Origin of the sequence: Flavicella sediminum (genome assembly GCF_006381105.1) — a bacterium.
Taxonomy (GTDB): Bacteria; Bacteroidota; Bacteroidia; order Flavobacteriales; family Flavobacteriaceae; genus Flavicella; species Flavicella sediminum.
Map to the genome: position 1 here is coordinate 1790664 of NZ_VDET01000002.1, position 26249 is coordinate 1816912.

Consider the following 26249-nt stretch of genomic DNA (forward strand, 5'->3'; position numbering starts at 1 on the left):
GGAATACTTTGTGTAGCGTGAATTCTTTATTTATTTGAGTTTATTGTTTGTCGTGATTTGGATAAACAATGTTTGCTTTTTTACGAATTCTATCTAGGGTTTTTATCAGGTCTAAACTAAAACTTAAAGGTAACATTGGACTTTCAAGTAAGTTTTTGTCTAGGCATTCCATAACATGTTTTGCTTCTAGTTGGTAGCCTAAACCAGGGCTGTTTTCTATATTTATGGAGGTTAGCTCGTAGCCTTTTTTATACAGTAGTGGTTGGTCTAATTCTCTAAATATTCTTACAGCGCCATGTTCAAATAGAAATTCACTAGCGTTAAAAGCATTGCACTTAAGTCCGGAAGCCAAATTTGCTGAATTGCCATTGGTGTACTTAAATAACATTTCTATATTTTCATCAGCTCCAGTTTTAGCGAGTTCAGCTTCTACTTGAATTTCATTTGGGAGTCCAAGTGTCATTAATGCCGTAAAAACAGGGTAAATTCCAATGTCTAATAAAGAACCACCTCCAAGATCCATATTAAATAAACGGTGTTCAGGGTTGAAAGGAGCGAAAAATTTAAAATCGCACTTGACATGTTTTAGCGCTCCTAGTTCGTTTGATTGAATAATTTCTAAAACTTTTAAAAATGCAGGATTGAATCGTGTCCAGAAAGCTTCCATTAAAAAAGTATTGTTTTCTTTGGAGGAAGCAATCATTTGTGAGACTTCTTTTTCATTAATAGCAAAAGCCTTTTCACAGAGTACGGCTTTTTTATGATTCATACATAATAAAGAGTGTTCTAAATGAAGAGAATGAGGAGTGGCAATATATACGATATCTACCTTTGGATCATTTACCATTTCTTCATAAGTTCCATAGGCTTTTTCAAATCCAAATTCGTTTGAAAATTCTTCAGCTTTTTGAAGACTTCTAGAAGCGGTAGCGTATAAGTTTGCGTTTTCTAATAATTTTAAATCACTAGCAAATTTTTTTGCGATTTTTCCACAGCCTAATACGGCCCAATTGTATGTTTTTTTCGTTGTCATGGTTTGTTTTAATAAAGAAAATTGCTGCTAATATATACAAAGTGCTTGACTTTTTGGAGGTCAATATTTTAATAACTGTTTTGTTTTCTGCTTTAGGAGAAGAGAAGGACTGTGCTAAAAACAATTGCAGTTAAATACTTTAAATAATAGAATGTTTGGTGGTTGAAAATAACTTAGAATTAGTGAAGTAAGCATAAATTTCAAGTATTAAGAGTTAAGTTAAATTACAGTTAAAGACCGAAGATTATTATTCTACACAGTAATAATATATACTTTTGTGTAAAAAAAACGCTATGAAAAACACACAGAAAATTATTTGTGCAATCCTTTTTTTGCTGTCAGTCAATTTTGGATTTTCTCAGAAAATCATCAAAAACCCCGAATTTGGTGCAAGTTCCTTGCCAGGAGAAATAAGGAAATTAGAAATTTTAGAAGACGCAACCGTCCTACATTTTCATTTACACGGAAAACCTGGAGCAGCGTTTTATATACCTAAAGGTTCTTGTATCAAAGATGTAGAAAAGGATGAGAAATTATTTGTGATAAAGGCAGAGGGGATTCGTCTTAACAAAAAAACGATTTTTCCTGAAGCTGGAGTCCTAAATTATAGCTTGTATTTTCCACCGATAAAGAAAGATGTTGGAAGAATTGATTTCTTTGAATCAAATAAAGGAGGTTCTTGGTATGTTGAAGACATTATAATTAACGATACTAAATTTGGTTCTGTATTACCCAAAGCGTTAAAAGGAAATTGGTTAAAAACAGACGGTAGCAATGTCTTAGCGTGTTCTTTTCAGAATGATAAGGCTATCGTTGATAAACAAATTTGGGAGTATAAATCAGTTAAGGAAAAACGGAATCTATATACGCTTGTTTTAGAAAAAGCTGGCGCAGAAAAAGTGGTTTATGCAAAACAAAACAAAGACAAAACGATTCGTTTTGGTAGTCATAAAAAACATTTAGTAAAGCTTAGTAAAAAAAGAACTGATGTTAAAGTTAGCAGCTTCGTTGATGAGGAACGCTACAATGAAACTGAATTTTTAAAAATAGATTCTACTACTTATTCGGGTGTATTGTTAAATTATAGTAAAAGGAATCCACAAAAAACAGGTATGCTGCATGTGAGTAATGTTTTTACAGGGAAACAAGATTCTTATTTGGTTAAAATAAAAAAGGATGGTAGTTTTTCAGTAAAATTTCCATTGCTTCATCCTCAAGAAGTTTATGTGAGATTACCCAATTATAGCGGTTCTGTTTTTGTTGAGCAAGGTAAGGAAACTTGGCAATTGATAAATTCTAAGAGCCGTACGGACGTTTTATTTGCAGGTGATTTGGCGCAGTTAAATACGGATTTAACGAGTTTGCAATTTTTGTCATTAGATAGAAGTTATTACAATCTAACGAAAAAAATTAAAGAGATTTCTTTAGAAGAATATAAAAATAAGACAATTGAAATTCATGAGGCTCAAACTAAAAAATTTGAAGACCTTCTTAAGACAAGAACAATTAGTACTAAAGCACAACAAATAATTCGCTTAAAATTAGCGTACGCTTTTTACCAATACTTGGTTAGTTATGACATGTATAACAGAGAAAGTAACGAAACTAAAATAGATAAGGCTTATTTAAGTTTTATGGCAACTGATATTTATACTAATAAATTGGCAGTTATGGTAAGTGAGTATAGAAATTTTGTGAATCGCTTACGATTTTGTGCACCGCTTCGTAGTAACATGAGTGTTTCTGGTATAAGTAATGTAGAATTAGCAGAAATATTAAAGGAAAAAGGAATTACCTTGACTGATGAGGAACAAAGTCTAATAGATGGACAATTGAAATTTAATATGGATAATGCTAAAACTATACAAAAAGAAATAGATTTTAATACTGAAAATGCTGAAGAGATTAAAATGTTTAGATTAAAAGTTAGTGAATTGTATAGAAAAATGACTGAGGTAGACCGTAAGAAATTGTATGCTAATAATAGGGTGCATATCGATAGTACTTTGGCTTATCTTAAAAGGTATGAGGTAGATGTGCCAGAAAATGTAATCGCTGTTCAAATTGCAAAAAATGACATATTGACCAAAGAAGAGAAGGAAAAAAACAATGCCTTTTTTAATGAAGAGCATAGAACTAAAAGCAGAGCCTTTTCTAAAAAATACTCCGGAATTACAAGAGAGAATATGTACAGTAAACTTAGAAAATCTCAATTAGATAATATCAATTTATTTTTTGATAAACAAGAAAATTGGTTGTCTGATATCATAAAGATGCAAATTGTAGCAGGGTCAATTAAGGATGAATTATCACCGCTTTCACAAAAAGAATTAAGCGAAGTGTCGAAAAAAATTAGCAATTCCTTTTTAGTTGAGTGTCTGAAAAATGAAAATAAGAAAACCATTTTGAAACTAGAGTCTAATAAAAAAGCAACAGGTTTTGTTGTAAAAGAAACACCAAAAACAGATGGAGATAAAGTTTTTAAGGCGATTATTGAAAAGTACGAAGGAAAGGTTGTTTTTGTTGATTTTTGGGCAACTTGGTGCGCTCCCTGTCGTTCAGGAATTAAAAGGATGATTCCGATGAAGGAAGTACTAAAAGACAAGGAAGTCGTGTTTTTATATATAACCGATACTACTTCTCCTGAGAAGACTTACAATAATATGATTCCAGGAATAAAAGGAGAGCACTACAGAGTCTCTGCTGATGAATGGAATTATATGAAAATCAAGTTTAACATATCAGGTATTCCGCATCATGCCTTGGTTGATAAAACTGGGAAAATTATAGAAAAGAAACTTAGGCATCAGCCCAATGAAACTTACAAAAAACTTATTGAATCGCATTTGTAAAAATAGATTTGTAAATGTTTTCCCTTTCATGAGGTGAAATATTTTTTATAAAGAAGCAGATATACTTTGCATAAGTTCAGTATATCTTTCTTGATATAAAAAGTGTAGTTGTAAATATTTGTTTATTTAAAGTATAAGTTCAATTATCCATACCTTTAACGCTGAAAAATTTAAATTTAAAAAAGCTATATGAAAGAGTTCGCTATTCAAACAGAAGACTTGTCGTTTTCGTATTCCAAAAAACATAAAATATTAAATAAAGTAAATATTAATGTACCCAAAGGATCAATCTATGGTTTTTTAGGTCCAAATGGTGCAGGTAAGTCTACCACAATGCAGTTGCTTACTGGTGTTTTGGTAAGTGAAAAAGACGATATTTCTATTTTTGGGAAAGAAATAAAAAGTCAAATGCCTGAAATGTTTCATAAAATGGGAGCTTTGGTCGAGTCTCCAAGTTTGTATATGCACTTGTCTGCGATTGACAATTTAAGATGTGTTACTACTTTAAAAAGTATAGATGAATCAAAAATATATGAAGTTTTAGAACTTGTAGGATTGTTAGAAAATGGAAATCAAAAAGTGAAAAAATTTTCTTTAGGAATGAAACAGCGTTTGGCAATTGCGATGACTTTATTAGGTGATCCAGAGTTGTTGTTGTTAGATGAGCCGGTAAACGGATTAGATCCTACAGGAATGACTGAGGTTAGGGAGTTGTTGGTGAATTTAAATAAGGAAAAAGGAATTACCATTTTTATTTCAAGTCATTTATTAGACGAAATTCAGAAAATGTGTACGTATATTGGCATTATTCATAAAGGAGAAATTCAATTTGAAGGTACAATGGAAGAACTCGCTTCACGAAATACGGATTGTACTGTTTTATTAGAAATTGGTGAATCGGAAAAACATGCATCTATTCTTGAAGAAGCATACGAAGTCCTAAGACAAGAAAGTGAAAATCAGTTTAAAATTTCGCTATCAAGCAAAGAAGATATTCCTGAGGTAACTAAATTTTTAATTCAAAATAACATACCCGTTTATCAACTTCGGATAGAGGAAGGATTAGAAAATTGGTTTTTAACACTAACAAAATAGAGGCTATGAAAACTATATTTCCATATTTAAAAAAGAACCTAAAATTAGAATTGATAAAAAAGAAACGTTCGGGTATTTTTACATTAAGCATTATTTTAGGGGCTATAATTCCGTTGGTGTTTTTTATTGTACGCCTTTTTGTATATAGTAAGGGTATACAAAAAGGAGGTGGTATTCCTGTGAATTATTATTTTGAAACACTAAATAATGAAGCCTTAGTAGGTTTTTCATATTTTTTATTCCCTATACTAATCATAATATCTGCAAGTAAAATAACACAAATAGATCATAAAAATAAGGGTTGGAATTTGATGGAAACCCAGCCAACTACAAAGGCTTCTATATATTTCTCTAAATATCTTGTTTTGTTAGCAAGTAATTTGATTGCAATTGTATCCTTGTTGTTTTCTGTGGTTGTTTTTGCATTTTTATTATCTGTGTTTTTTGAGCTTCCTTCTTATAAAATAGTGTCTATACCTTTTGAAGATTTTTTTAAAGTAGGAGCAAGGCTTTTTATTGTTAGTTTAGGAGTTACAGCATTTCAGTATAGCATATCTGTTTTAATTTCTAGTTTTATTTGGCCTCTTTTAGTAGGTTTTCTAGCCATGTCTGCATCTACATTAATGAGAAAGTCTAACCTGATCATGAACTGGTATCCGTTTCAGCAATTAGGAGATGTGAGTGTGTATCCTAGAGGTAGTGACTTGGGAACAAATTGGTTTACTTTTTCAGAACTGTTAAGTATTTTGTATTCGGTTCTCTTTTTGTTTATTGGGTATAGTTGGTATTATCATAAAATATTTATAAGAGCATTTTTTAAATCTAAAAAAAGAAGCCTATCTGTTGTTGGTGTTGTTACAATTTTAGGTTTGCTGATTTATTCGGTTGTTATACCTAAACAGCAAGAGAGAAGCAATAAAACTGTTGTTAAAGGAACGGTGTCTGGCAATGTGCCCTTGAAAACCTTTTATGTTTTCGGTGTTTTGGCACAAGATACACTTGCGAAGATTCCTATTATAGATGGTGAGTTTAGAGGTGAATTGACAGGGGATTTAAAATTTGACACCTATTTTATTGAATTCGAAAAATACTATGGGCAACAACTGTTTTTTGGGAAAAATGATAGTCTGCAGATTGATTTTAAAATTTATGGAAGACAAAATAAAATTGAAATAACTGGAACTCGGTTGGCAGAAAATATGAAAATAAAATCTAGCCGCCGTTATAGTACCGTGAAATATTATTTAGATAGAAATATCAATTTAGATAAAGACGAATTTTTTGTTAAAGAGATTCTTAGGGAATGGGAACTGAATTTAGGAGAGATTCACAATAAAAGAACCGTAGATAATTTTATACCTAGTGACGACTATCTTGCCCGACAAACAAAAATAGTTTCTTTACGGTCTTTGAATAATTGGGACAGCTATAAAGAAAAAGTAAAAAAAATATTTCCTAATAAAATTATCAAAGATGCTGATAAGCTTGAAGATTTAGAGAATAGTGTGTATTTAAATGATGCAGATTTATTATCAGTAGAAGAATACTATACTTTTGTACTTAAAAAATTGATTCAAAAAGACGAAAGAATTGAGGTGTCTGATTCTCAAAAACATTTTGAAGCTATAGATAAATTAGAACCTAGTTTGTTCAAAGATAGATTGCTTTTTAAGCATCTGAAAAATAGCATTACCAATGCAGTGGAAATAAAAACCAGAGATTCTTTGATGAATAGATACCTGTCATCAATTAAAAAAGAATCTTATCAAAAATTATTAGTAAAAGAATTATACAATCAAAATAGACTGACAAAAGGGAATGTAGCTCCAGATTTTGTAGCAAGTGATACCAATGGAAAAACATTTGAGTTGAAAGATTTTAACGGAAAATACTTGTTGATAGATATTTGGGGGAATTGGTGTAAGCCTTGTTTGCAAATAGCTCCTAAGTTTAAAAAGAAAGCTTTACAGTATAAGAATAAAAATATTGTTTTTGCAAAAATGAATTTTGGAGACTCTAAGGCAATTTGGAAGGTTTCTTCTAAGAAAAAGGACACGCTGCTATTTGACTTAAAACCCATAAACGAAAAATTATTTATAAAAAACTACAATATCAAAAAGTACCCTACTTTTATTTTAATTGATCCTGAAGGGAAGTTGATTAGTTCAGATTTTTCAAGACCAGATTATCCGCTCTTTGATGAGATTTTGAATAAGTATTTAGTAGAATAAGTGGGGCGAAATATAACTTAATAAAGCAGTCTATTACTAGTTGATTCTAATGACGTTACCGATTTTAACAAATCCATTTCAAGTGAAATAGAAAACAGTATATTTGCAGTTCTAAAAAAACAGAATATTTTGGTAAAGATTGGCGATATAGAATTGAATGACTTTCCGTTGCTTTTGGCTCCTATGGAAGATGTAAGTGATCCTCCGTTTAGAGCTTTGTGCAAGGAACAAGGAGCAGATGTGGTGTATACAGAATTTATTTCTTCGGAAGGCTTGATTCGTGATGCAGCAAAAAGTGTGAAAAAATTGGATATTTATGAAAAAGAACGTCCCGTTGGAATTCAGATTTTTGGAGCCAATTTAGAGTCCATGTTAAAAACTGTTGAAATAGTTGAGCAGTCGAAACCAGATATTATTGATATTAATTTTGGCTGTCCTGTAAAAAAGGTTGTTTCAAAAGGAGCAGGTGCTGGAATTTTAAAAGATATTGATTTGATGGTTTCTTTAACGGAAGCTATGGTAAAGCATACCAACTTGCCCATTACGGTAAAAACTCGTTTGGGTTGGGATGAAGATTCGATAAAAATTGTTGAGGTAGCAGAACGTTTGCAGGATGTCGGTTGTAAGGCAATTTCTATTCATGGAAGAACCCGTGCACAAATGTATAAAGGCGATGCCAATTGGGCTCCTATTTCGGAAGTTAAAAACAATTCGAGAATGCATATTCCTGTTTTTGGAAATGGAGATGTAACCACGCCAGAATTGGCCATGAAAATGCGCGATGAATTTGGCTTAGATGGTGCCATGATTGGAAGAGCAAGTATTGGAAATCCTTGGTTTTTTAAAGAAGTTAAGCACTTTTTTGAAACCGGAGAACATTTGCCTCCAGTTACTATTGCTGAGCGAGTAGCTGTTGCTCGTCGTCATTTAGAAATGGAAATTGCTTGGAAAGAAAAAGAGATTTTGGCAGTTTTGGAAACAAGACGTCATTATGGAACTTATTTTAAAGGTATTCCTAACTTTAAGGAATATAGAATGAAAATGGTGACTTCCAATTCTGCGGAAGAAATGTACGCTACTTTTGATGAGGTCTTGCAAAAATTTGGCGATCAAACTTTCGCTTAAACCTTTATTTTCATAATTAGAAATTTTTCCATGTCGACGAAATTAATTTTCTTGCTTTTTTCTTTGTCTTTTTGTCAGTCTTCATCTAAAATTGAAGTAATGGAATTGTTAAAGAAAGTAGCAATAAAGGTTCCTGAGCCTTCAGGTTTGACTTTTTTTAAAGGAGCGTTGTATACGGTTAGTGATGCTAATAATTCGATTTATAAACTTACGACCGATGGAGAAGTCCTTAAAAAGTACAAAACCCCAATGAAAGATTTGGAGGGCATTGCTTTTGATGAAGATGAAGAAGAATTATATGTGGTAAGTGAATCAAAAAGAAGTCTCTATCATTTTTCACTAACAAAAGGAATTCGGAGCAAACAAAAAATTGGAGGGAAACAAAAAGGAGGAGATAACAAGGGCTTGGAAGGTATTTGCTATGATACTAAGAACAAGAATTTCTTCTTAATAAATGAAGCCGCTCCAAAACAATTATTAGAATTATCAAAAAATAAAAAAAAGATTGTTCTTAAAATAAATTTTGATTTTGCAGTAGATATTTCAGGTATTTGTTACGATTCAAAACTGGATGTGTTTTGGATACTAAGTGATGTCTCTCAGGCTATATATAAAGTAGATAAAAATGGAAATATGCTTGGTAAGCATGAAATTTCATTAAAAAAACCTGAAGGGATTGCTATTGATGTTGTGCAGCGAAAATTGTATGTAGTCAGTGATGAAACTTCAGAAATGTGTATTTACCAATTAGGAAATTAATTCCTTAGTTAATTCTTACACTAGCGATTTTTAAAGCCAAAATACCAAGAGTAATAATGCTGATGTAAACAATTTCTTGAAGTATTTTGATTGGAGGAAATAGAGTTATTTATTTATATGAATAGCATAAAAAAAAGCACCCTGAAGAGAGTGCTTTCTTTATTATATGTCTTTATTTTCTTAGAAGGTTTTAGAGTACCTTCCGCCTTTAGGTTTTAGATCGCCTGTGATTATTCTAATAAGATCAATCAATGTCCAAATTCCTAAACCTCCTAGAGTTAATATTTGTACAACTCCTTGCCAAGTATATCCTAAATAGAATCTATGAATACCGATAACACCTACCGTCCATGCTAATAATGCAGCTGCGATTTGACTTTTTCCTGAAGATGCTGCTACAGGAGCAACCGCTTCGTCCATGTCTTCAGAAATTGTTTCTGTGCTAATCGTTTGATTCGTTGTTGCTACGTTTCTTACTGTAGGGAAAGAAGCGTAAGACAAGTTTACAGTTAATAACAGCGTTAAAACTGAAAAAATAATTCTCATTTTCATAATAGTTTTTGTTTATAAAGTTAATAGTTTTGCAAATAAAGATAAACTTAATGAAACATCAAAGTATTTTTAACCTATTTACTGCGTATTTGATAATTGCTACCCTTCAAAATATTCATTCACAAGAACACTATGATTTTAAGGGTTTAGTGATCGTTCAAGATACAGTGATGCTTCCTTATCAATTAAAATTTTCGGTTAATAAAGGTGTGATCAGTGGTTACTCTATGACAGATGCCGCTGGGGAGCATGAAACTAAAAATAGTATATCAGGATTGTATGATGAAAAGAGCGATTCTTTTAGTTTTCAAGAAAATGATATTGAGTATACCAAATCTGTAATTTCTGAGAATGATTTTTGCAGAATCAACTTTAAAGGAGTTTTAAAACTGGCATCAAAAAGAACTAAAATAAAAGGGGCGTTTGTCGGGCTTTATCAAGATGGTACAAAATGTATTGACGGTACTTTAAATCTTATGAAGATGGAAAGAATCCTGAAAAAAGTAGAGAAAATAACGAAAAGAATTTCAAGGTCTGTATTTGTAGATAGTTTAACGAAATCAAAAATAACGACCGAAAAACTTCTAGGAGAAAATGAAATTAATAGTTTAAAAGAAGGAGAAAGTACGTCTGTATTTTGGGAGTCGGATAAATTAGTAATGGAGATTAATGATATTGGCGTTGAAGATGATGATAGGATTTCTATATATGTAAATGGAGTAAAGGTTTTGAATAATTTTAGTGTAAAAAAAATAAAATCAGTTGTTGAAGTAGATATTAGCAAGAAAATTAAAAATGAAATAATTATCAAAGCTGAAAATCAAGGGACAATAGGAATCAATTCTGTAAGAGTAAGATTGGTTGATTTAAAAAAGCAGATAGATTTAAATACTAAATTAAATACAAACCAAGAAACGAGAATATTAATTCATCGAAGGTAATTTAATTTAATACTTTTTTAGAAATTCTACTACTGGCAATTTTAGAAGCGACAATACCGAGTGTGATAATGGTAGTACAAACAATGGCCAAGTTTTTTATTTGAAATTCAATAGGGTAGGCAATGGTGTTTGTAATCATAAATAACTGAAAGCTATTTTGAGCAGCAATCAAAGCAATTCCTAGTCCAACGCCTACTACTAGTCCAAATAGAGAAAGCAATACTCCTTGCAGCATGAAAATTTGTTGGATGTCTTTTAGAGTGGCTCCAAGATTATACAGTGTCTGTAGGTTTTTCTTTTTGTCTAGAATCATCATAATAATAGATCCAATGACATTAAATAATGCGATGATCAAAACCAAAGTAAATATTAAATAAGCAACGAGCTTTTCGGTATTTAATATCTTATAGAATACGGCATTCTGTTCTTCTTTTGAGGCTATTTTAAATTTATCCCCTAAAGTGTTTTCAAGAGTAGCAATAACACTGGCCGTTTTTTCCGGAGAAGTCTTAATACTTATGGCGGATATTTGATTGTTTGAAAACTGTAATAGTTGTTGTGCAGATTTTAAGGGTACATACACGTATTTATTGTCCTGTTCCTCAGAAATAGAAAAAATACCGACAGCCTGTGAGTGAAGTATTCGAAAGGCTTTACTAGGATCTACGATTAATTTTTTACCAGGCTTGGGAACTAAAATACTCAAAGGTTCTCCGTAGTTTAAAATTCCTAAAGATAATTTTGAAGAAATTGCATTTCCTACTACCGAAGTGTTTTTGTTAAAGTCGAGCCATTTACCGGCATAAACCAAAGAGTCTATTCGAACTACTTTGGTAAAGTTAGAGTCTACTCCTTTTATATAAGCAATATGTTCTTTTTTGTCATGTCTAAAAAAAGCACGTTCTTCTATGGTTTTAGAATAGGCAATAATGTCCTTGTTTTTCTTTAAAATCGCTTCTTGACCTGTAGTCCAAAAGAAAGATTTTCCTTTAAGAGGTGTGATAACAATATCGGCGTCTGTAGCATTTAAAAAACTGCTGCTAAATGTTTTTAAACCCGAGAAAACAGAGAGAACTAAAAACAAAGCTAATGAGCCAATCACAACACCAATGGTAGCAATAATAGTAATAATATTGATGGCATTATGACTGCTTTTAGATAGTAAATATCTTTTAGCGATGTATAGCGAAAAATTCAAATTACGATTTTTTCCTTTTAGGAAGTACTTCTGGGTTTTTTATAGGGTTAATGTCTTCTCCTCTTAAAGAAGCGTCAATATTTTCAATATAATCTAAAGAATCATCTCCATAAAAAACTAAATTAGGAACTCTTCTTAGTTGATGTTTTGTTCTTTGTGCCAATTCATGTCTAATAGATCTAGAATTTGATTGAATGGCAGCTACCAACTCATCTCTTTTTTCAGAAGGAAAAATGCTTAAAAATACTTGGCCCTGACTTAAGTCAGTTGTCACTCTCACTCTAGTAACAGAAATGATTACACCTCGCATTCCGTCTTGCGCAGCACTTTGCAAAACATCTACAAGATCTTTTTGAATTACCCCAGCAATTTTTTTTTGTCTATTCGTTTCTTCCATGTTGCAAATTTAAGATATTATTTGGAAGTGTAGAGCTTTCCTGTTTTAAAGTTTTGCCTATATTCGAAATGGAAATTAAGTATAGATACTTGGTTTATATTTTTAATTAAAGGATAAAAATCTAAAATCTAATTTAGTAACTTGCCAGCTTAAAATTTAAAACATGAGTAGTTCCTTTGAAAGGCATCAAAAAAGACGTTTAAAATCTTCCTATTTTTCAGTAATAGTAAGTATTGCGTTGGTGTTATTTATGATTGGGGTTTTGGGAATGGTTGTTTTAAAATCGAAACAAATAGCCAATCATTTTAAAGAAAAAGTAGCCATTACTTTATTTTTAAAAGACAATGTGTCTAGAGCACAATCAAAAAAATTAGAAGCCAGCTTGTTGAAAAAAGACTATACAAAATCTGTAGTGTTTTTATCAAAAGAACAAGCAGCTAAAATATACAGTGAAGATATTGGCGAAGATTTTTTAGAGTTTTTGGGTTCAAATCCATTAAAAAATTCTATTGATGTGTATTTAAAATCAGACCATGTTGCTCCTTTAAAAATGTTAGATATAAAAACAGAACTTAGTGAAAATGCCTATGTTTCAGAGGTTGTGTATGACGAACCTTTGATTCAATTATTAACGCAAAACATTCAGAAAATAAGTTTTTGGATTTTAATTGTAGCTTCCTTTTTTGGATTGGTGGCAATTTTATTAATTAATAGTTCTATCCGCCTGTCGGTTTATTCTAAAAGATTTACCATTAAAACCATGCAAATGGTAGGGGCCACCAAAAGATTTATTAGAAGACCTTTTATATGGAAAAGTATCCGTTTGGGTATTTTTGGAGCCGTAGTGGCAAGCGCAGGTTTGGCGGCCTTGTTTTATTATACCGCACAGTATTTTCCAGAGCTGCAATTGCTTTCCAATAAGGAAGAATTGGCAATTGTATTTGCTGGCGTATTTTTAATAGGAATATTAATTACTTGGTTTAGTACGTATTTTGCCACACAGAGATTTTTAAATTTAAAAACAGATCAATTGTATTATTAAGTTATGGGAAGTACAAAAATAAAAAGCGAATTCTTATTCGGTAAAAAAAATTATCTATGGATGCTTATCGGTTTGGTATGCATTGCTGTTGGTTTTATTTTGATGGCAGGTGGCGGAAGTGACAACCCAGAAGTTTTTAATGAAGCCATGTATAGCTTTAGAAGAATTAGATTGGCACCTACCATGGTACTAATTGGTTTTGCTATTGAAGTATATGCAATTTTGTTGAACCCAAATAAAGCGCTTAAAAAATAATGGGAATAATTGAAGCGATTGTTTTAGGGATTATACAAGGATTAACGGAGTTTTTACCTGTATCATCAAGTGGTCATTTAGAATTGGCAAAAATGTTGTTAGGTGACGAAGCCTTGCCGAAAGAAAGTTTAACCTTTACCGTAGTGTTGCACTTTGCAACCGCCTTAAGCACACTTATTATTTTTAGAAAAGAAGTGCTGCAAATTTTTAAAGGTTTGTTTCAGTTTAAATGGAATGAAGAAACGCAATTTTCTTTGAAAATTATTATTTCAATGGTGCCAGCCGTAATTATAGGTTTGTTGTTTGAAGAGCAATTGGAATATTTTTTTAGTGGTCAAATTTTATTAATTGGTTTTATGTTGCTTTTAACGGCAGGTCTTTTGGTTTTGGCAGACAAAGCAAAAACAACAGATGTTTCTACCACTTATAAATCGGCTTTTATTATAGGTATTGCACAAGCGATAGCTATGCTGCCAGGAATATCAAGATCTGGAGCAACTATTTCTACTTCAGTATTGCTAAAAATAGATAGAACGCAAGCGGCTAGGTTTTCGTTTTTAATGGTGGTGCCATTAATTGTAGGGAAAATTGCGAAAGATGTATTAGGAGGAGATATAGCTATTAATAGTGCTGAAATTGCACCAATGTTGATGGGCTTTGTTGCTGCTTTTTTATCAGGTTTAATTGCCTGTAAATGGATGTTGGCTTTGGTTAAAAAAAGTAAATTGTACTATTTCTCAATTTATTGTGCCGTTGTAGGTATTACAGCCATCGTATATTCTTTAACTGCTTAATTTTAAAGATGCTTAGCGAAGAAGATTTTAAAAACGGTCAAGTATTGTTAATTGACAAACCGTTGACTTGGACTTCATTTCAGGTGGTAAATAAATTGCGTTGGGAAATTCGTCAACGTTTTCAAATTAAAAAAATAAAAGTAGGGCATGCAGGTACTTTAGATCCTTTAGCTACGGGCTTGTTAATTCTTTGCACAGGAAAATTTACTAAGAAAATAGATCAATTTCAGGCGCAAATAAAAGAATATACAGGAACCATTACCATAGGTGGAACCACGCCTAGTTACGATTTAGAGTCAGAAATAAATGAAACATTTTCATTTGACCATGTAACCGAAGAATTGATTCAAGAAACAACAAAACAATTCATTGGAGAAATTGACCAAAAACCTCCTATTTTTTCAGCCTTAAAAAAAGACGGAAAACGATTGTATGAGTTGGCTAGGGCAGGAGAAACTACGGAAATAAAGTCGAGAAAAATTTCCATAGCCGAGTTTGAAATAACAAATATTGCCTTGCCAAATATTGATTTTAGAGTAGTATGTAGCAAAGGAACTTATATTCGTTCGTTGGCATATGACTTTGGAATGGCATTGAATTCAGGTGCCCATTTGTCAAAATTAAGGCGTACAAAAATTGGTGATCTTAAAGTGGAGAATGCTGAAAGTATTGAAGCGTTTATTGAAAACTTAAAAACCGAATAATTATTTCTTTTTAAATAAATTGCCGTACCAACTTTCTGAGGCAGGGACTTCCCAATAATTTTCAAAATCTAACTTAGAAGAAACCATATTGTCAAATACAATGTTGTTTTTATTAACAGCTTTGCTTTTAATCAATTCTTTAAAGGTTTTTAAATCTTTGTATTGAACGTGCTCACCTTGTTTAAAGCAAACGTTCATTTTGTCCAATAGCTGCACCTCATACTGTTCTTGTAGTTGAATAATAAAGGCTACTAGTTGGTTGATTGTCGTTGTGTTTAATAATGCTTCCCCAGTAGTAGTTATCACAAGAATTCTATTGTAGTGCAGTTTAAAATGACATGCAATAGCTTCTTCCTCTTGTTTCCAATTTGTTAAGAAATTTGAGATTTCTTCCGATAAGGGTTCAATTTCATTTGGATAAAATTTTCGGCTAGATGGATAAATCCAAACTTTTGAGTTGTCTGAAAGCGTTTGATAGTCTACAAGCATGTACGTTTTTTACAGAGATTTTAGTTTGTTCTTAAAAACAATAAGTGCATTCTCAGCATCTTCAGGGTCTTTAAAAGTAGAATTCATTAAAGCCAAGATTTCCTCTTTTAAAAAGTACTTGTATTTTTTTTGAAGTTTTTTTGCGCGTAAATAAGTACCGTGTTTAGGTTGGTAAGCAATATAGTACTCGGTTTCATTTTTAATAAATGAAGATCCCACGTTGTAACTATAGTTTTTCAACTTAAACATGTGTTTCTTAAAAGTGATGAACACTAAAAATAATACAATAATAATTGTAATTAATAAAGAATAAACATTCATGATCAATTCTATTAGGCGAATTTCACTCCAGGGTGAGGCAAATATAAGGATTCCTTTAGTAAAATTTAAATATCGCTAGAATAGAACGAAAAAAATAACTAATGTTTATGAAATTTTGTGTTAAGCGGCAATACAATGTCTGTGATGGATCGCTTTTTTAAAAGTGTCCAAAGCTTCTATAGCGCTTTTGTCACAATCATACTCTTTCGTTAAAATTTGTTTTACTTCTTGAGGTAAAAATAAAGAGAATTTTTTTGATAAGGTTATTGTGTCAATATACGTACCATGTTTTAACTCAAATACAATATAGTAAACGGTTCTGTTCTCTTCGTTTCGGGTGCTGATATTGTAGTTGTAGTCTTTTAATTTTGTGTATTGTTTGTAGTAAATTAAAGCAATAGACAGGATGATTAATAGTAGGGAATATAAAATCATTGCAGTTTTATGTTGGTTTATATGTTAAAAGAAACGTATTGAAAATAATAATATTGTGCTGACTTGCTTTTTTTTATGCTTTTTTTTAAAGTCTAATTTGCTTTAAGTTGTACATTTGTTTTACAAAAATGAAAAAAATTGATTTTTAAAAATTCAATCATCACTTGTTGCATGCTAGTTGTACTTATTGCATGTCAAAATAAAAAAAAAATAAATGTAGATTCGGATGAGTCTTCAGTAGCAATTCATTCAAAAAAGCAACTGCAAAAATCGTACCAGTTTACGGATACTTTGACGACTATTTCCAAGTCTAAAGTAAACAATTGGTATGGCTATAAAAACTTGTCTAGTTTTTTAAAAGAACGTTACACAAATGTTAGTCCAAATACAGCGTTAGAGTTTTCAAATGAATTGTTTGAAGTTGTTCAAAAAGTTAGGGATTCTTTTCAAATTAAGGAATTGAATACGGAGAGTTTGGATGCTCGGTTTAATGTTTTGAGTTCTGAGGTTTTACGTTTAAAAGATATGGATGATATCCCTTCTATTAAAGCAGAGGAAGTAGAGTTACAGACTTTAAAAATTATGGAAGTTTACAGTTCTATCAATGCGAAAATAAACGCCGTTTATGCACAGCAATCTTTTGATGAAGATGTGAATTTTGACGAAAGTATTTTTGAGTTTAGAGAGCCTTTAGAACGAAGGTTTGTGAAGCCGAAAATTAAGTCTAAGAGAAATGCGAGGAAAATCCCTCGCTAATTAAACTAGATTCGTAGCCCATTCTTGAGAGGTAGTCGTAAATTTTCTTTTTCTTTTTATACGGATTTGTCTCTTTGGTGTTGTTCATTTTTTTCAGAAGTAATTCTTCAAATGTTTTAAAATACTCTTCAGAATCAATTTCTTCCAGACCCTTTTTTATATTGTAAGAACTTATTTTTCGGAATTTTAATTCTTGAGTGATTCTTTGTTTTCCCCATTTTTTTATTCTGAATTTACCCCTTGCATAGCTTTGTGAAAACCGTGTTTCGTTCAAGTATTTTTCTTGTATTAAATGTGTAATTACCTCTTCAATAATTTCAGGAATAAGCCGCATTTTAGAAAGTTTTTCTTCCACTTCTTTATGGCAGCGGTCTTGGTAAACGCAATAGTTTTCTAAGGCAAGTTTGGCTTCTTTAAGGGTGTATGTTTTTACAGAGTTTTTCACAAATCAAAATTACGACAATAAAAAAACGGTTGAAAGAAATTTCAACCGTTTTTAATTTTATGCAACTGTTATTAGGCTAGTTTTATTTGGAGCCACATTTTAAATCTTGTAATAAGGAAAAATAAAATAGGTACGATGATTAGCGTAAGGAAGGTCGCTACGAATAATCCGTAAATAACCGTCCAAGCTAAAGGTCCCCAAAAAATTACATTATCTCCACCAATATAAACATGTGCGTCAAATTCACTTGCCAGAGTAAAGAAGTTTATATTCAGTCCAATCGCTAAAGGAATCAATCCTAAAATAGTAGTAATTGCGGTTAAAAGTACGGGTCTTAAACGTGCTTTACCGGCCAAAACAATACTATCAAACAAATCAGAAACTGGTAAGTATTCAGTTTCGCCTAAACCTAGTTCTTCTTTCTTTCTATCTATTAAAAGTTGCGCATAATCGAGCAATACAACCCCGTTGTTCACTACAATTCCAGCAAGAGATATAATTCCCATCATCGTCATCATAATAACAAAAGAAGCACCTGTAACAACAATTCCTCCAAATACTCCGATCAAACTTAAAAAGATAGCCACCATAATGATTGCTGGTTTAGAAACAGAGTTGAATTGGAATATCAAAATCAAAAAGATCAATCCCAGTCCAGAGAAAAAGGCTCCCATTAAAAAGGTCATTTGTTTTTGCTGCTCTTCAATTTGTCCTGTATAATCAATTTGAACGCCTTTTGGAAGGTTTTTAAAATTGACCATTTCATCTTGAATTTTAGCAACAATTGCACTTGCATCTGTATAACCTGGCGATAATGCAGAATATACAGTTACCACTCTTTTTTGCTCTTTATGTTTAATAGAACTAAACCCAGAATTGTTACTTTGTTTTGCGACTGCAGAAACTGGAACTTCTTTAATTCTACCCGTGGCAGGATCTCTAAAAGTTATTTTTTGATCGAAAATAGCACTTTTGTTGTAACGGTCTTCTTTGTTGAAACGAACATAAATGTCATAATCTTCCCCCGCTTCTTTATAAACTCCAGCTTTGCTACCGAAAATAGCACTACGTAATTGTTGACCAACTTGTCCGTTGCTGACCCCTAATTCTCCTGCTTTTTTTCTGTCTACCAAAACTTGCATTCCTGGTTTGTCTCTGTTGACATCAATTTTTAGTTCGTCAATTCCAGCAATGTTTTCTGAGTTGATAAAATCACGCATTTTTTCAGCAGTTTCAATCAATTCAGCATAATCATTCCCTTGAATTTCAATATTAATTGGTGATCCTGCCGGTGGACCAGCAGCATCTTTTTCAACAGAAATCAATACTCCAGGATAGATTCCAACCAATGCTTTTTGTATTTTTTGTCGAAGAACCTCACTGTCTTCTCCTCTTCGATATTTGTATTCACGCATAGAGGCGGTGATTTTACCTTTGTGTGGCATTTCTGCCGCAGAGCCTCCGTCTGTTTGTGGGTTTCCGGCTCCTTCACCAACTTGAGAAACAGCACTTTCTACTAAGAAATTGTAATCGCCATCCATGTAAGTATTTTCATTCAATACTTCAAAGACACGGGTTTCAATTTTTTTGGTGATTGTATTTGTTTTTTCTATATCTGTTCCTTCAGGATATTCTATATAGACAATAATTTGATTTGGTTTGTTGTCTGGGAAAAATTCAATTTTTGTTCTTTGAGTTTCTACAGAATAACCAAATATTCTAAATGCGGCAATTAATAAAATAAATGTGATCACCACCAAGGTTCCTGATCTTTTTCCAGTTAAAGCTCTTTTAAGCTGGTTTTCATACCAGTTTTCTAAGCGAGTCAATACTTTTGTTTGGAAATAAATAGCCATTTTTCGCAAGCCTAATCGGTAAATCCATAATAGGACTACAGTGAATAGAACAACGGTTCCTAATGAGCTACCTGCAAACAACATTGCGCAACCAATAACGACCATAATTATAGAAACGGTGACAATTTTCTTTAAACTCATTTCTTCATCTTCAACAGTCATAAATTTTGAGACCAAAACAGAGTTAAAGAAAATAGCGACGAATAAAGAAGAACCTAGTACTACCGATAAGGTAATTGGAAAGTAGATCATAAATTGTCCCATTAACCCTGGCCATAAACCTAAAGGTATAAAGGCGGCAACAGTGGTAGCCGTAGAAATGATAATAGGAAAAGCAATTTCACCAATACCTTTTTTTGCAGCTTCTACACGTGTCATTCCTTCTTCATCCATCAATCGGTATACGTTTTCAACAACCACAATACCGTTGTCTACAAGCATTCCCAGTCCCATAATTAATCCGAAAAGAATCATGGTATTCATGGTGTAGCCTAACCAATTTAAAATCATTAACGACATAAACATAGACATTGGAATGGCAAAACCTACGAATAAGGCATTTTTGAATCCAAGGAAGAACATAAGTACGGTAACAACTAAAATAATTCCGAAGATTATATTGTTCACTAAATCATCTACTTGACCAATTGTTTTAGAAGATTGATCGTTAGAGATCGTTACTTTTAAATCTTTCGGGAAAATATCAGATTTAGCATGGTCTACCATTTTTAGTATTTGCTCAGCAGCTGCTACCATGTTTTTACCCGATCTTTTCTTTACATCAAGCATCACAACTTGTTCGCCAAATTCACGTGCATAGGTCGTTTTGTCTTTGTCTTTAAAAGAAATAGTGGCAACGTCTTTTAAGTAAATTGGATTTTGATTTTCGGCTTTTACCACAAAGTTTCCTAAGTCAGAAGGTTGGCTGATTTCACCAATAATTCTAATCGTACGTCTTTGTCCGCTGGTAATTAAATTTCCGGCAGACATGGTCGTGTTACCGTTGTTAACAGCAGAAATAATATCGTTAAAACTTACTTTTTTAGCCATCATTTTATAGATGTCTACGGCAATTTCAACCTCTTTTTCTTGTGCACCACGAATATCAACTTTTTTGATTTCGTCTAAATCCTCAATTTCATCTTGTAAATATTCTCCAAATTCTTTTAACTTGTAAATAGGGTAATCTCCAGAAATATTGATATTTAAGATAGGGATCTCTTCAGACATACTCAACTCAAAAGCGTTGGGTTCTACTTTGGCTCCATTAAATGTGGGCCAATCTTCGCTGGCGGTTTCGGCATCAATTTCATCTTTAACCTTTTGCTTAGCTTGATCTACGGTAATGTTTTCATCAAACTCCACTACAATCATAGAGTAATCTTCTTGCGAAGTTGAGGTGATTTCTACGACATTACTCACCGTTTTTAACTTGTCCTCAAGCGGGTCTGTAATTAATTTTTCAATATCTTCAGCCGTATTTCCTGGGTATAGTGAGCTAATGTAAATCTTAGTTTCACGAATTTCCGGGAAATTTTCTCTAGGCATGTTAAAATAAGCAGATCCTCCCATAAAGAGAATTAGCGCCATCATTACATAAATGGTGGTTTTGTTATTTATAGCCCAATTGGAGAGGCCAAATTCCTTGTCTGTCTTTTTTTGTTCGCTCATAACAACTTCTTATTTGATGATTACAACAGTTTGTCCTTCGTTTACACTACGAGCACCTTCTTCAATAACTTCTGTACCTTCTGTTAATGCACTTAAAACTTCAATAACATTGTCTTGTGTTTTACCTGTGGTAATAAAAGTTTTTTCAACCGTTGCATTGTTGCCTTTTTTGTTCTTAGCAATGTATACATATTGCTCGCCTTCTGCATTTTCTGAAATGATGCTTTGAGGAATTAAAACGGCATTGTTGTTTGTGTAGTCGTTTACCTTTAAACGAGCCGACATGTTTGGTTTTATTTCGCGATCTTCATTAGGAACGTTTAATTCAATAACAAATGAACGGTTGTTTGGGTTGATGTAATTTCCTACATGCTTAATTTTCGTATCCACGGTTTTACCTAAAACAGGGAAGTAAATGCTTACTTCTTTTCCTTTTTTAACACTAGCAATATATTTTTCAGGAACTTCTGCTTTTATTTTCATGTTTGTTAGATTGATAATTCTAAACATTTCAGATCCAACTCCTGGTCCTATAACACTTCCTTTATCTTGAAGGATGGCATCTACGGTTCCATCAAAAGGTGCTACAATTTTTGATTTGTCTAATTGCGTGTTTAATTGCGCTACGTTGTTAGAAAGTGCTAAATAATTAGTCTCTGCTTGTAAGAAATCAATTTCAGAACCTATATTTTGATCCCAAAGTCTTTTTTGTTTTTCATAAATAGTTTTGGCAAGTTTTTCTTGAGCTTCTAATTGTCCCAGCTGTTCGCTAATTCCGCCATCGTTAATTGTAGCCAAAACGTCTCCTTTTTTTACCCGTTGTCCTTCTACTACAGGAATGCTTTCTATAATTCCTTGTGTTTCTGGGTAGACCAATACATTTTGTTTGGTGCTTACATTTCCTTGTAATTCTAGGTAGTGTTTAAAAACTACGTTTTCAGCTTTAAAAGTAGTTACTAATGGAAATTTTGTTGTTTTGTCTAATTTTGAAATAGCGGCACTTAAAGAATCTAATTGAACAGATATTTCTTTTTGTTTTTCTTCTATTTCTTTTTTCTTCGCTCTAATTTCGGTTAAATCACCAGTAGCGATTACCTCTTTTAAACTTGGTTCTTTTTGGTCGCCGCATGAAGCGATTGCGATGGCACTTGCAAGGATTAAATATATTTTTTTCATGATTTTTATTTTATGTTTAGGGCGTTTTCAAGTTCAGCTTTTTTGTTGATCACATTGATCATTGACTGCAAAAATTCTTGTTGACTGTTGTATAATTGTGTTTGAGCTTGGCGTAAATCGAAACTACTAGCCAATCCTTCTTTGTATTTTATAGAATTTTTATTTTCAATTCTTTCGGCTAAAGCTAAATTCTTTTGTCTGTTGTAATAGGTGTCAATAGCTAATTTGTATTCGCTTTTTAATTGTGCCGTTTCAATAGAAACTTGGTCTGCTGTTTCTTTTAAATCGTTTTGGGCAATTTCCCATTCAATTTTAGCTCGTTGTTTTTTAGCTCTTCCTTGAAAAGAAGTAAATATTGGAAATTCAACCCGAATCCCAGCGGTTACAGTTCCTAGCCACTTATTGTCAGAAGCATATAAGTTATTAAAAGAACTATTGGTAAAGCTTAAATAATTAGAACTTAAATAACCACCAATGGTTGGAAGTGTTCTGTTTTTTTCAAGTTTGTATAAAAGCTCTTTGCTTTTGGAGTCATTTTCTGCAATTTTATAATCTACATTGTTAAATATAGACTGTTTTGTGTCAATAAGTTGTAAAGAAATATGATCTAAAATTAAAGTATCCATAGAATCGGTGAGTTCTATAGGGTTGTTGACCTCCATACCTAATAAAAGTTTTACGTAATTTTCAGAGATGGATTTTAGGTTTTCCATATTACGATAGTTATTCTTTAAATTGGAAAGCGTCAATTGCAATTGTTCAACATTTTCTTCTTCTGTCAAACCATTTTTAAAAATTATGCTGGTTTCTTTTAAGTTCTTTTTTACAGTAGCAATATTACGTTGCAAAATAGTAAGACTTTCTTGCGTAAGCATAGCGTTTGAATAAGCAGCGATAACAGCTTTTTTAATTTCGTTATCTGTTTTTTCTTTCGCGTTTTTTGAAATTGCCAAGAATACTTTAGATGCTTGAAGCGCTACAATATATTTCCCATCAAAGATTAATTGTGTTAGCGTAACATCAGGTTTTAAACTGTGCTTGGGAAACATAAATCCGAATATGTATGTTGGATCGTTAGGGTCTGAAGGTGCGGGAAAAGGAGTGACGATATTATTCGTATAATCTATTTTTCCGTTAATTTGTGGAAGTCCTGTAGCTGTGGTCTCCCACTTTTGCTTTTCAGCAGCTTGAATGTTTAAGTCAGCATTTTTCACTTTTCTATTGTGTTTCAATGCATAGTTAATGGCTTCTTTTAAACTAAAGCTACTTTTCATTTCTTGCGCTTGTAACACGGAAGCAAAAAGCAGAGCTAAAAGAATTAGCGTTTTGTTTCTCATACCTATTTGTTTATATACTTGTTTTTAATTGTTCTAATGTTTGTATTCCTTTTTCTGTGGCAATTCCCCGTACATGGTAATCTATGTAATTTTCCATTAAATAATTCATGCTAAATGTATCTAAAGGAAAGGTGTCTAGATCTTTAATACCCGTCATGCCTTTAAAATATATCCGAGTAATAAAATCTACATCAATCTCTTTTCTAAATAAACCTTGATCAATTCCTTTTTGTAAGTTGTCAGCAACACATTCTTGCATTACTGTAAACTGTTTCTTCATTAAAGTAGCATGAATCTTAGGGTAATATTTATTAAGTTGGTATTGTGGCGAAGAGGTTTCGTCTTTTAAATGTTTTAAGATGAAATTTTTTATTTCATACAATTCTTCAATAGGATTGTAGTTTTTTTCGCGAATATCATCAATGCCACATTTTATAAATTGAAACAGTCCAAATGTTGTTTCTTCAATTAAGATTCGTTTGTTGCTGAAATGCGTATAGATTGTTTTTTTAGAAATGCTCATTTTCTGAGCAATATCATCCATGGTTACACTTTTAAAACCAAAGCTTAAAAACATCTCGCCAGCGGTTTCTAAAATTTTACACTTCATAGTTAAATTATTTTCGGTGCAAATATAGCGTTAGGAAACTGTAAAAACAAAAAAAGTTTCCGTAGTTTACAAATTGTTAACATTTGTGGTGCACAGAATTATTGTTTGCATTATTTTTACAAAAAAATAAAATTTTGGATATTACTTTATTTAAAGATGAATTCCTTTCTTTTTTGAAAGAAGAAGTTCAGGTAACTGAGCCTAAAAAATTATACGAACCCATAACTTATATATTAGATTTAGGAGGGAAGCGTTTGCGACCCGTTTTGGCGCTGATGGGGGCTGATGCTTTTGGGGTAAATTATAAAGAAGCTATGCATGCAGCGGCGGCCGTTGAAGTGTTTCATAATTTCACATTATTACATGATGATATTATGGATGATGCGCCATTGCGTAGAAAAAAAGCTACAGTACATGAAAAATGGGATGTTAATACTGCCATTTTATCTGGAGATGCAATGCTCATTCTTTCTTATAAATTCTTAGAGTTTTATGAAGGAGATATCTATAAACAATTAATGCAGGTTTTTAATAAAACGGCCCTAGAAGTTTGCGAGGGACAACAATACGACATGGATTTTGAAACTAGAGAGGTGGTTTCTATTGAAGAATATATTAAAATGATTGGATTGAAAACATCTGTTTTAGTAGCAGCTGCTTTAAAAATGGGTGCTGTTATAGCTGGAGCATCTGAGCAGGATGCGACTAAGATCTATGATTTTGGTTTGAATTTAGGAATTGCCTTTCAGTTGCAGGATGATTATTTAGACGCTTTTGGTGATCCGGAAACATTTGGAAAACAAGTGGGTGGTGATATCATAGAAAACAAAAAAACCTATTTATACATTCAGGCTTTGGCAAATGCTTCTGAGCGTCAAAAAAATGAGCTAGTAGCGTGGTATGCTAAAAACTTAGAGTCGAATGCTGAGAAAATAAGTAGCGTGAAACAGATTTTCACAAGCTCTGGAGCGGCCGAGATGACGAAAAAAGAAATAAAATCATATACCGAAAAGGCATTTGCTGTTTTGGGAGAAATAAATTTAGAAGCAAGTAAAATGTTGGTTTTAAGAAAGTTTGGAGAAGATTTAATGGTTAGAAAAGTTTAATTTATTTTTTTTTAGAAATAAAGTTGCATAAAAATATAAAATAATGCTATTTTTGCATCCGATTTAGGACCCATAGCTCAGTTGGTTAGAGCACCTGACTCATAATCAGGTGGTCCTTGGTTCGAGCCCAAGTGGGTCCACTTAAATCAAAAAGCCCTTCGTTTTACGAAGGGCTTTTCAGTTTTAGTACGATATGTAAGTGTTGAAATTTAACAAATGTTTTGTTACATTTGATGTTAAAAGTGTATGTTTGCACTATCTAATGCGACAAGTATAGTATGAAAACGAATTTAAAAAATAAATGGCTGTTTGCTTTTTTGTTGGTAGGTTGTGTAGCTTATTCACAAGGACCTCCGCCTCCACCGCCGCCGCCTGGTTTGCCAATTGATTCCGGTTTGTTTTGTTTGTTAGCAGCTGCTGTTGGGTATGGTGTAAAAAAACTAAGAGTTAAATAATTAGTTTTTAGTTAGTCTCGCAACATATTTACCAATTACATCAAATTCTAAGTTGACAATAGTTCCAATTTGAAATGTGTGAAAGTTGGTGTGTTCGTAGGTAAAGGGAATAATAGCAACGCTAAATTGATTTTCTTTTGAGTTAACAACGGTTAAACTTGTTCCGTTTACTGTGATAGAGCCTTTTTCTATGGTTATATTATTTTGGCTTGCGTCGTAAGCAAAAGTAAAAATCCAACTTCCATTTTCATTTTGTATAGCAATGCATTCAGCAGTTTGGTCAACATGGCCTTGAACAATGTGCCCATCCAGTCTGTCACCCAATTTCATGCCTCTTTCTAAATTCGTTTTGTCTCCAATTCTTAAGGTTTCAAGATTGGTTTTGTTTAAGGTTTCTTTTATTGCTGTTACTGTGTATTCGTCCTTATTAATATTGACAACCGTCAAGCAAACACCATTATGAGCAACACTTTGATCAATTTTTAATTCTGAAGTAAAGGAACAGGAAATAGTCAAATGAATATTGTCGTTTTCCTTTTCAATATTTTTTAGCAAGCCTAACTCTTCAACAATACCTGTGAACATAATTTGTCAATTTAATTGATTACTTTTGA

26 protein-coding genes and 1 tRNA gene are annotated in these 26249 nt (G+C 32.3%); 14 read left to right on the plus strand and 13 right to left on the minus strand.

All coding sequences use genetic code 11. The features are described 5' to 3' along the window. Nucleotides 1-40 precede the first annotated feature (40 nt). Nucleotides 41-1033, minus strand: a complete 993-nt coding sequence (locus FGM02_RS07440) for a Gfo/Idh/MocA family protein (protein ID WP_139957669.1) — start codon at nucleotides 1031-1033, stop codon at nucleotides 41-43. A 293-nt stretch (nucleotides 1034-1326) separates the two neighbouring features. Here FGM02_RS07440 and FGM02_RS07445 point away from each other — a divergent pair, with 293 nt between their 5' ends. The 5 genes from FGM02_RS07445 to FGM02_RS07465 all read left to right on the plus strand — a co-directional run bounded on the left by FGM02_RS07445 (nucleotide 1327) and on the right by FGM02_RS07465 (nucleotide 9095). Further along, a complete protein-coding gene (locus FGM02_RS07445) occupies nucleotides 1327-3885 on the plus strand; it encodes a TlpA family protein disulfide reductase (protein WP_139957670.1) in 2559 nt (852 codons plus the stop codon). 189 nt (nucleotides 3886-4074) lie between these two features. Then, entirely contained in the window at nucleotides 4075-4980 is a 906-nt protein-coding gene (locus FGM02_RS07450) for an ATP-binding cassette domain-containing protein (RefSeq protein ID WP_139957671.1), read from the plus strand. A gap of 5 nt (nucleotides 4981-4985) precedes the next feature. After that, nucleotides 4986-7211 carry a redoxin domain-containing protein gene (locus FGM02_RS07455; RefSeq protein WP_139957672.1) on the plus strand — a complete coding sequence of 742 codons (2226 nt, stop codon included), beginning with the start codon at nucleotides 4986-4988 and terminating at the stop codon, nucleotides 7209-7211. Nucleotides 7212-7340: 129 nt separating this feature from the next. After that, nucleotides 7341-8336 carry a tRNA dihydrouridine synthase DusB gene (dusB, locus tag FGM02_RS07460; RefSeq protein WP_139957673.1) on the plus strand — a complete coding sequence of 332 codons (996 nt, stop codon included), beginning with the start codon at nucleotides 7341-7343 and terminating at the stop codon, nucleotides 8334-8336. Nucleotides 8337-8366: 30 nt separating this feature from the next. Further along, nucleotides 8367-9095, plus strand: a complete 729-nt coding sequence (locus tag FGM02_RS07465; RefSeq protein ID WP_139957674.1) for an SdiA-regulated domain-containing protein — start codon at nucleotides 8367-8369, stop codon at nucleotides 9093-9095. A gap of 180 nt (nucleotides 9096-9275) precedes the next feature. Here FGM02_RS07465 and FGM02_RS07470 read toward each other — a convergent pair whose 3' ends face one another. Beyond that, nucleotides 9276-9641 carry a TM2 domain-containing protein gene (locus tag FGM02_RS07470; RefSeq protein ID WP_243739371.1) on the minus strand — a complete coding sequence of 122 codons (366 nt, stop codon included), beginning with the start codon at nucleotides 9639-9641 and terminating at the stop codon, nucleotides 9276-9278. A 56-nt stretch (nucleotides 9642-9697) separates the two neighbouring features. Here FGM02_RS07470 and FGM02_RS07475 point away from each other — a divergent pair, with 56 nt between their 5' ends. Then, nucleotides 9698-10588 (plus strand): hypothetical protein, encoded by an 891-nt coding sequence (locus FGM02_RS07475; protein WP_139957676.1) that lies wholly within the window; start codon nucleotides 9698-9700, stop codon nucleotides 10586-10588. A 1-nt stretch (nucleotide 10589) separates the two neighbouring features. On the opposite strand, the gene FGM02_RS07480 is transcribed toward FGM02_RS07475, so the two are convergent. Further along, nucleotides 10590-11786, minus strand: coding sequence for an ABC transporter permease (locus FGM02_RS07480; protein ID WP_139957677.1), 1197 nt, complete (start codon nucleotides 11784-11786; stop codon nucleotides 10590-10592). A gap of 1 nt (nucleotide 11787) precedes the next feature. After that, a complete protein-coding gene (gene rbfA, locus FGM02_RS07485; RefSeq protein ID WP_139957678.1) occupies nucleotides 11788-12183 on the minus strand; it encodes a 30S ribosome-binding factor RbfA in 396 nt (131 codons plus the stop codon). Between the two features lie 163 nt (nucleotides 12184-12346). Between rbfA and FGM02_RS07490 the strand changes: the two genes are divergently transcribed. From FGM02_RS07490 to truB, 4 genes are read left to right on the plus strand one after another with little or no spacing between them, the layout of a single operon-like run. After that, nucleotides 12347-13225 (plus strand): cell division protein FtsX, encoded by an 879-nt coding sequence (locus FGM02_RS07490; RefSeq protein ID WP_139957679.1) that lies wholly within the window; start codon nucleotides 12347-12349, stop codon nucleotides 13223-13225. A gap of 3 nt (nucleotides 13226-13228) precedes the next feature. Further along, on the plus strand, nucleotides 13229-13480 hold the full coding sequence (locus tag FGM02_RS07495; RefSeq protein WP_139957680.1) for a DUF3098 domain-containing protein: 252 nt from the start codon (nucleotides 13229-13231) through the stop codon (nucleotides 13478-13480). Next, a complete protein-coding gene (locus FGM02_RS07500) occupies nucleotides 13480-14274 on the plus strand; it encodes an undecaprenyl-diphosphate phosphatase (protein ID WP_139957681.1) in 795 nt (264 codons plus the stop codon). Before FGM02_RS07495 ends, FGM02_RS07500 begins: the two co-directional genes overlap by 1 nt. 8 nt (nucleotides 14275-14282) lie before the next feature. Continuing rightward, nucleotides 14283-14978: a tRNA pseudouridine(55) synthase TruB gene (gene truB, locus FGM02_RS07505; RefSeq protein ID WP_139957682.1), complete on the plus strand. Its 696-nt coding sequence runs from the start codon at nucleotides 14283-14285 to the stop codon at nucleotides 14976-14978. Here truB and FGM02_RS07510 read toward each other — a convergent pair whose 3' ends face one another. The 3 genes from FGM02_RS07510 to FGM02_RS07520 all read right to left on the minus strand — a co-directional run bounded on the left by FGM02_RS07510 (nucleotide 14979) and on the right by FGM02_RS07520 (nucleotide 16223). Further along, nucleotides 14979-15467, minus strand: a complete 489-nt coding sequence (locus FGM02_RS07510) for an ABC transporter ATPase (RefSeq protein WP_139957683.1) — start codon at nucleotides 15465-15467, stop codon at nucleotides 14979-14981. 9 nt (nucleotides 15468-15476) lie between these two features. Continuing rightward, a complete protein-coding gene (locus tag FGM02_RS07515) occupies nucleotides 15477-15788 on the minus strand; it encodes a hypothetical protein (RefSeq protein WP_139957684.1) in 312 nt (103 codons plus the stop codon). Between the two features lie 120 nt (nucleotides 15789-15908). Then, nucleotides 15909-16223, minus strand: a complete 315-nt coding sequence (locus FGM02_RS07520; protein ID WP_139957685.1) for a hypothetical protein — start codon at nucleotides 16221-16223, stop codon at nucleotides 15909-15911. Between the two features lie 171 nt (nucleotides 16224-16394). Here FGM02_RS07520 and FGM02_RS07525 point away from each other — a divergent pair, with 171 nt between their 5' ends. Then, on the plus strand, nucleotides 16395-16979 hold the full coding sequence (locus FGM02_RS07525; protein ID WP_139957686.1) for a hypothetical protein: 585 nt from the start codon (nucleotides 16395-16397) through the stop codon (nucleotides 16977-16979). On the opposite strand, the gene FGM02_RS07530 is transcribed toward FGM02_RS07525, so the two are convergent. The 5 genes from FGM02_RS07530 to FGM02_RS07550 form a co-directional block, all read right to left on the minus strand. Beyond that, nucleotides 16948-17424, minus strand: coding sequence for a regulatory protein RecX (locus FGM02_RS07530; protein WP_139957687.1), 477 nt, complete (start codon nucleotides 17422-17424; stop codon nucleotides 16948-16950). The genes FGM02_RS07525 and FGM02_RS07530 overlap by 32 nt on opposite strands. Nucleotides 17425-17495: 71 nt before the next feature. Further along, complete coding sequence (locus tag FGM02_RS07535; protein WP_139957688.1) at nucleotides 17496-20951, minus strand: efflux RND transporter permease subunit; 3456 nt, start codon at nucleotides 20949-20951, stop codon at nucleotides 17496-17498. A 9-nt stretch (nucleotides 20952-20960) separates the two neighbouring features. Beyond that, nucleotides 20961-22127 carry an efflux RND transporter periplasmic adaptor subunit gene (locus FGM02_RS07540; protein ID WP_139957689.1) on the minus strand — a complete coding sequence of 389 codons (1167 nt, stop codon included), beginning with the start codon at nucleotides 22125-22127 and terminating at the stop codon, nucleotides 20961-20963. Between the two features lie 5 nt (nucleotides 22128-22132). Beyond that, a complete protein-coding gene (locus FGM02_RS07545) occupies nucleotides 22133-23464 on the minus strand; it encodes a TolC family protein (RefSeq protein ID WP_139957690.1) in 1332 nt (443 codons plus the stop codon). A gap of 10 nt (nucleotides 23465-23474) precedes the next feature. Beyond that, nucleotides 23475-24074 carry a TetR/AcrR family transcriptional regulator gene (locus tag FGM02_RS07550; RefSeq protein WP_139957691.1) on the minus strand — a complete coding sequence of 200 codons (600 nt, stop codon included), beginning with the start codon at nucleotides 24072-24074 and terminating at the stop codon, nucleotides 23475-23477. 131 nt (nucleotides 24075-24205) lie between these two features. Here FGM02_RS07550 and FGM02_RS07555 point away from each other — a divergent pair, with 131 nt between their 5' ends. From FGM02_RS07555 to FGM02_RS18030, 3 genes are all read left to right on the plus strand, one after another. Beyond that, complete coding sequence (locus FGM02_RS07555) at nucleotides 24206-25180, plus strand: polyprenyl synthetase family protein (protein ID WP_139957791.1); 975 nt, start codon at nucleotides 24206-24208, stop codon at nucleotides 25178-25180. 66 nt (nucleotides 25181-25246) lie between these two features. Beyond that, nucleotides 25247-25320: transfer RNA gene (locus FGM02_RS07560), tRNA-Ile, on the plus strand. A gap of 138 nt (nucleotides 25321-25458) precedes the next feature. Continuing rightward, complete coding sequence (locus FGM02_RS18030) at nucleotides 25459-25635, plus strand: PID-CTERM protein-sorting domain-containing protein (protein ID WP_166461144.1); 177 nt, start codon at nucleotides 25459-25461, stop codon at nucleotides 25633-25635. Here the strand turns inward: FGM02_RS18030 and FGM02_RS07565 are convergent, their stop codons facing one another. Continuing rightward, a complete protein-coding gene (locus FGM02_RS07565; RefSeq protein ID WP_139957692.1) occupies nucleotides 25636-26220 on the minus strand; it encodes a riboflavin synthase in 585 nt (194 codons plus the stop codon). Nucleotides 26221-26249: the final 29 nt, after the last annotated feature.